Below are 7,027 nucleotides of genomic sequence, written 5' to 3'. Positions count from 1 at the left end.
TTTCGGTTTAGGCGAGTTCATAGAATATATTGTAAAACAACTTTTAAATAATTGCCTGTGGATAATGAGAAGTTACAATAAGGTGACGTAACTAATAAATAATAGCGTTATTTTAGTGGCATGAGTTTGCAAGTCTCATTGCATTTTATTTAACGCTTATACCTTAGTTATTGATAAATTTCACAAGCACTAATGCGTTGGTCTATCTTTTGCAGGACGCTTTGATATTTGCTGCTGTAAGTTGATTTATATTGTATTTGAAAGGCTTGAACGTTTAAGTTTTCGGGTAGGTCTCTTATTTCAGGCATAAATGCACGGTAATTTGTTATGTGTGCCATTTTTTTTTGTATTTTAAGTGCTTGCGTTGGATTGGCGGTAGCGTATTCACCAAACTTTACGCCAGCTCTATCAGCGGCTAGATCTATAAAGCTAAAGCCGCTGCCATGCTTGGCATCGTTCAGTTCTTTTTCTACGCCGATTAGGTGGGCGAGGTAACTACTACCTGATGCAGATAAGCTGGCAGACCACATAAAATGTTGCGCCATATCGGTGCGTTTATATAAGGAGGCAGGGTAGTAAGGTATGGTTTTTCTTTGTTTATTTTTGTTGCCTGATCTGGGGTAGTTATTAACATAGCGATTAGCAATGAATATAACGACCTGGTTTTCTTCGATAGCATTGGCGGCTGTGGAGCGTTGTTGTGCAAGTTGAAATAATGGCTGGAGAATTTCGCTGAGCGATAAACGCCATTTTGCATCGTGCTTAAGTAGAGTTTTGTCGAGTGTTTCTTGATATTGGTTTAAGGCGCGTTCGTCGATGTTAGGTGTCAGTAAGCTTTGAATTTTAGCCGAGGCTTGTATAGGTAGCTGGTATTTGATTCGTAGCTGACCTGAAGTAAGATGAATTTCTTTCAGGTTTTGCCTGAGTAGGTTGAGGTATTGGTTAAGTCGTGTATGTTGAATGGCTTTGTCTATTAAGAAACCCGCATAGGCATCAGCAATAGTCATTTGGCCAAGCTGTAGGTTTTTTATTTTGGGGGCTTGATAAGGTGGTATATAGAGTTGAAATTGTATGTCGAGATAACGACCAAATAAATTGTTGGGCAGGGTGAAGCGCAACTGAAAGGACAGGTAGTTTGTGCTGAGCTTGACTAGCGATTGGCTGTCAGTATAGAGGTTGAGTAAGTAAGCGCAGGCGATATTAAGGTCACGCTCAGATAGGCTAAGGCTGACGACTTGATCGGCACTGTGTTGGTTGGCATGCAGAATCTTTTTGGCGCGCTGGATATCAGCGCTGGTGAGCTGCCATTGTGGGATAGTGATAGTTTTATTACTGGTGCTGAGTGAAATGCAGATAGCAATAATCAGGGCGGGTATTGCTATGCTGTATAAAATGACACGTAATAATAGGAGCATGAAGTTAGCTAACGACGAGTTTGAATTTAGCTTTAGCTAGATATTCGGCTTCTTGCTTGAGGTCTGCTTGAGTTAATGGGGCGTTGTTTAGCCAGCCTGTAGGAAATTTTAGGCTAATCTTGCTAGTTTCTAAGGTGATTTTAAAATCCGGTAGATCAGTATTGCTACGATTGCGTTGTAGTAGTACGGCTAGCCTTAAAATAATAATCATGTAAATGGCGCTTTTATCCCATGGGGTATGTAGGTCGGCAATTTTTTTGGTGGGAATTTTACGGCGATGGGCGGCGATAATAACTGACAGTAGCATTTGGTCTTGCTGTGAAAAGCCGGCTAAGTCACCATGCTTAATAATATAAGCGCCGTGTTTATTGTACTGACTATGGGCAATATTGCGGCCAATTTCATGTAGGTCAGCTGCCCAGTTTAAATATTGAGCGATAAGCTTGGTTTGCGCACCTAAGAACGGGTGAGACTGTTCTAATATATTGGTGATAGTATGCTTGACTAATTCAGCTTGTTGCGTGTCGGTATGGTAATGAGACGCTAACATGCTGACAGTGTCTGAGCGAATATCATGATTAGAGATTTGACCTAAATAGTCGTAGATCAAGCCTTCGCGTAGTGCGCCATCAGAAACGCTCATTTGTTCTATGTCTAAGGTTTGAAAAGTGGCATATAAAATGGCTAGGCCGCCCATAAATACCGGTAAGCGTTCGTCGTCTAGTTCGGGTAATTGCAGTTCAGAAATATGTTTGCAGCTGAGCGCGTGCTCTTTTAGGGTTTCTAACCCTTGTTGGGTAATGCCATCATTACTCCATTGACTGGCAGTGATGACTTTAGAGATTGCGCGTATACTACCTGATGCACCAATAGCTTCATCCCACTGACGGCTATTAAATATTTTTTTATAGCTGTTGAGTTGTTGGTTAACAAAGAGCGTGGCTTTTTGAAATCGGGTATGACTGATCGCGCCATTAGTAAAAAACCGGTTGCTGACAGTGACACAACCCATGCGCAGGCTTTCTTTTTGTGCGGGGATAGTATTGGTACCAATAATATATTCTGTACTGCCGCCACCAATATCCATAACAAAGCGGCGGTTTGCATTGCTTTGTAAGCTATGGGCAACGCCTTGATAAATAAGTCGGGCTTCTTCTATTCCAGAAATAATATGGATTGGATAGCCTAAGGCAAGCTCTGCTTTGGCTAAAAATTGTTCAGCATTTTTAGCGGTACGTAAAGTATTGGTGCCGACGATACGGACATTATTGTCGGGGAAATTCTGAATACGTTGACCAAAACGCTCTAAACAAGCTAATGCACGTTGTTGAGTGGCTTTATCAAGAATTTTTTTTTCGTTCAGCCCTGATGCCAGGCGCACCATTTCTTTTAAGCGGTCAATGGTTTGTAGTTTGCCCTTCTTGACACTACAAATAATCATATGAAAACTATTGGAGCCAAGGTCAACAGCAGCAATAAGTTCAGGAGCTTGTTCTCGTTCTGCGCTTTGTGTCATTTGTTTTATAGTGTTGTTAGATTATCTGCTAAAATTCATAGTATTTTTTGCAGCAGCATTAGTTTAGGAATAACCGATAATGTACCTTATTTAGTGAGGTTCGTTAAGTGTTGATGTTGGCTTGTTGGGGAATAAGTGAAAAATAGTTTTTAGCATTTTTGGGTAGGATTTTAATGAAGGCTTTATCAATTCGTAATTTAAAGAAAACTTATGCTAATGGCCTGGTTGCTATTAAGGGCATTGACTTGGATGTTGAACAAGGAGATTTCTTTGCTTTGCTAGGGCCGAATGGCGCGGGTAAGTCAACTACGATTGGTATTATTAGCTCACTGGTGAATGCAAGTAGTGGGGAAGTGAAAATTTTTAATGTGGATTTAAAGCGTAATACTCAGTTGGCGAAAAGTTATATTGGCTTAGTTCCACAGGAAGTGAATTTTAATCAGTTTGAAACCGCGCGTAATATCGTTATGAATCAGGCGGGCTATTACGGTATGCCAAGAAAAGAAGCGAAGGTGCAGACGGAGCGTTGCTTAAAGTTGATGTATTTATGGGGTCAGCGGGATAGGGTGTCGCGTCGTTTATCGGGCGGTATGAAGCGGCGAGTCATGATTGCTCGTGCTTTAGTCCATAAACCGAAGTTATTGATTTTAGATGAGCCAACGGCGGGTGTTGATATAGAAATACGCCGCTCGATGTGGGAAACCATGAAGCAAGTTAATGAACAGGGTACGACCATCATTTTGACCACGCATTATTTGGAAGAGGCGGAGAATTTATGCCGTAATATTGCCATTATTAACCAGGGTGAAATTGTTGAAAATACTAATATGCAGAGTTTATTAGCGCGTTTAAATGAAGAGCATTTTATTTGTGATTTAAAACAACCGATAAAGCGTGCGCCTAAGATCGCGGGTTATCAAATTGAATTACTTAATGCTTTGCAGTTAAGTATTGCTGTGCCTAAAGCTTTGGGGTTAAATCAATTATTTCAAGGTTTATCAGAGGTACAGGTTGAGGTGACGAGTATGAAAAATAAGTCTAATCGTTTAGAACGCTTGTTTTTGGATTTGGTTGATCAGGATAAGAATAAGAGCGCTTAGTCCTGTGTGGGGCGTTTAGCCATAGCCGTAGGGCGAGTATCAGTCCACCATTGTATATATAAAATATCACACGAGTTATTCTTATGCGTATTCATGCTTTACCTCCTCAATTAGTTAATCAAATTGCTGCTGGCGAAGTGGTCGAACGACCGGCTTCGGTGGTGAAAGAATTAGTAGAAAACTGTCTTGATGCGGGTGCAAATAGTGTTTTGGTTGAAGTAGAGCAAGGTGGTGCACGCTTAATTAAGATTAGAGATAATGGCTGTGGTATTGAAAAAGAGGATTTACCCTTAGCCTTATCACGTCACGCGACCAGTAAAATCCAATCTTTAGATGATTTGGAGCAAGTTATGACCATGGGGTTTCGTGGTGAAGCTTTGCCTAGTATTAGCTCAGTTTCGCGCTTAACTTTGATTTCGCGCGTTGCTGATGAAGCGTGTGCATGGCGTGTACAAGCGGATGGTACGGAAGAAGAATTAGATCCCCAGCCTGATCCCCACCCATTAGGCACGACTATTGAGGTGTGTGATTTATTTTATAATACACCTGCACGACGTAAATTCTTAAAAAGCGATAAAACTGAATTTAGCCATATTGAAACGCTATTAAAACGCATGGCATTAAGTCGTTTTGATGTGGCATTTGAATTAAAGCATAACCAACGTGAAATTTTTAATTTTAAACTTGCTCAAACGCAGGAAGAGCAAGAGCAGCGTATCGCGCATATTTTTGGTTCTGCTTTTTTAACGAGTTCCGTATCTTTGGATTTTTCTGCATCAGGCATGCGTTTGCATGGTTGGGTAGGTTTGCCAACTTTTTCGCGCAGTCAGCAAGATATGCAGTATTTTTATGTCAATGGCCGTTTAGTGAAAGATCGTTTGGTTAGCCATGCGATTAAACAAGCGTATCAGGATGTGCTTTATCATGGCCGACATCCAGTTTATGTGTTGTATTTAGAGTTAGATCCTAGTTTTGTTGATGTTAATGCACACCCGCAGAAATTAGAAGTGCGCTTTCGTGAAGGGCGTACGGTGCATGATTTTTTATTTAAGGCTTTGCATCGGTCTTTAGCGGATGTCAGGCCGCAAGCATCTGAGCCTGAATCTGACACAGAGCCAAAAGCAGAGTCAGAAGTGACTGGTATAGCTCGTCCTGAAGTGCAAAAAATAGTTGATTTCCAGCCTTTGGCAGCAGAGTCCGAAGCCAAACCTATTATGCCACGACAAAGTTATCAGCCATCTGCAGCGCCACGGCAATCGGCTTTGCCGTTGGATGTTGATGCGCAGATTGAGGCATATACTAAGCTGGTTGCGCCTACTGTTGATGTTACGACTACTATACAAGAGCCTAGTGCGCGGATTATAAACGCTAATGAATTAGAGCCGCCTTTAGGTTATGCCGTGGCGCATTTGCATGATGTGTATATTCTTACTGAAACCAAAAATGGCATTATTTTGGTTGATGCTCATGCAGCGCATGAACGTGTGACTTATGAGCGATTTAAAACCCAATATCACCAAGGATCGGTGCCGTCACAGCCGTTATTATTGCCTGTGCAAGTACAGGTCAATAGTGCAGAGGCAGACCTAGCAGATGACCAGCAAGCATTTTTTATGAGTTTGGGTTTTGAGTTAAATCGTATGGCTGAGGAGATGATTGTTATTCGTGCCATCCCAGCTTTATTATCGGGGACCGATGTTGCTTTGTTAGTGCAAGATGTCTTGGCAGATATTATTGAACATGGCATGAGCCAGCGTGTTGAACAAAGCTGTAACGAAATTTTATCGACTATTGCCTGTCATGGTTCAGTGCGTGCTAATCGCCGCTTAACGGTGCCAGAAATGAATGTATTGCTGCGTGATATGGAAAAGACCGAGCGCAGCGGCCAGTGTAATCATGGCCGCCCAACTTGGGTGGAGTTGAGTAAAAAAGAGCTGGATAAGTTGTTTTTGCGTGGGCAGTGATGAACTCCGAAAATACTCTTTAATCATATGCTTATGACAACACTCCCGCCAGCTATCTTTCTTATGGGGCCTACGGCTTCCGGTAAAACGGCTTTGTCGGTGCAATTAGCGCATGCATTAAATGCCGAGATTATTAGCGTTGACTCAGCTTTAGTTTTTAAAGGTATGGATATCGGCACAGCCAAGCCAACATTGGCAGAAAGAGAGGGAATCCCACATCATTTAATTGATATTTTAGATCCAGCGGAAAGCTTTTCTACAGGTACTTTTAGGCGCCAAGCTCTGGCATTAATGGAAGATATTACAGCACGAGGTAAGTTGCCTTTATTGGTCGGTGGCACAATGCTTTATTTTAACGCCCTATTTCATGGTTTGGCTCAGCTGCCTAGTGCCGATGATGCCGTGCGTGCACAACTTGATGTACAGGCGCAAGCCATCGGCAAGAAGGCAATGCATGCCAAATTACAATTAGTTGATCCAATTGCCGCGGCACGTATTCATCCGAATGATCCGCAACGTGTACAGCGTGCTTTGGAGGTGTATGAGTTGACCGGTAAGTCGATGACTCAACTGCATGCTGAGGCGCAGGCTGAAGAAATTCCGTATCAAAAAATTAAGCTGATCATCGCACCGCGAGATAGGGCGGTTTTGCATGAGAGAATTGCCCTACGCTTTAAGCAAATGTTGCAGCAGGGATTGGTTGCTGAGGTTGAGGATTTATATCAGCGAGGTGATTTAACGGTACAAATGCCATCGGTACGAGCGGTAGGCTATCGGCAAGTATGGTCTTATTTAGAGGGAGATATTAATGCTAAAAAAATGCAGGAAATGGGTATTATTGCAACACGTCAACTAGCTAAGCGACAGTTTACTTGGCTACGCCGAGTGGTTGATGCGCATAGCTTTTATACGGAAGAACGGGATGTTTTTAGTGTTGTATTATCGGCACTAAAAACACAAATAAAGGACGTTTAGTTTTACTTTTGTATCGCGTAATCTGTACACAGACACGGGTATTATTTATAAAAGGTT

5 protein-coding genes are annotated in these 7,027 nt (G+C 42.0%); 3 read left to right on the top strand and 2 right to left on the bottom strand.

The features are described from left to right. Window positions 1–167 precede the first annotated feature (167 nt). Window positions 168–1,415, bottom strand: a complete 1,248-nt coding sequence (locus tag BQ7314_RS02480) for a hypothetical protein (protein ID WP_174482123.1) — start codon at window positions 1,413–1,415, stop codon at window positions 168–170. 4 nt (window positions 1,416–1,419) lie between these two features. Continuing rightward, complete coding sequence (gene ppx, locus BQ7314_RS02475) at window positions 1,420–2,931, bottom strand: exopolyphosphatase (RefSeq protein ID WP_174482122.1); 1,512 nt, start codon at window positions 2,929–2,931, stop codon at window positions 1,420–1,422. A gap of 173 nt (window positions 2,932–3,104) precedes the next feature. Here ppx and BQ7314_RS02470 point away from each other — a divergent pair, with 173 nt between their 5' ends. The 3 genes from BQ7314_RS02470 to miaA all read left to right on the top strand — a co-directional run bounded on the left by BQ7314_RS02470 (window position 3,105) and on the right by miaA (window position 6,970). After that, the gene (locus BQ7314_RS02470; protein ID WP_174482121.1) at window positions 3,105–4,031 is read left to right on the top strand and encodes an ABC transporter ATP-binding protein; all 927 of its coding nucleotides are present in this window, start codon (window positions 3,105–3,107) and stop codon (window positions 4,029–4,031) included. Between the two features lie 83 nt (window positions 4,032–4,114). Then, the gene (gene mutL, locus BQ7314_RS02465) at window positions 4,115–5,995 is read left to right on the top strand and encodes a DNA mismatch repair endonuclease MutL (RefSeq protein WP_174482120.1); all 1,881 of its coding nucleotides are present in this window, start codon (window positions 4,115–4,117) and stop codon (window positions 5,993–5,995) included. Window positions 5,996–6,028: 33 nt separating this feature from the next. After that, entirely contained in the window at window positions 6,029–6,970 is a 942-nt protein-coding gene (miaA, locus tag BQ7314_RS02460) for a tRNA (adenosine(37)-N6)-dimethylallyltransferase MiaA (protein ID WP_174482119.1), read from the top strand. Window positions 6,971–7,027 lie beyond the last annotated feature (57 nt).

Source organism: methanotrophic endosymbiont of Bathymodiolus puteoserpentis (Logatchev) (genome assembly GCF_900128525.1).
Lineage (GTDB): Bacteria > Pseudomonadota > Gammaproteobacteria > Methylococcales > Methylomonadaceae > Methyloprofundus.
The sequence above is the reverse complement of the archived record's forward strand: the minus strand, read 5'-3'. Positions and strand labels throughout refer to the sequence as shown.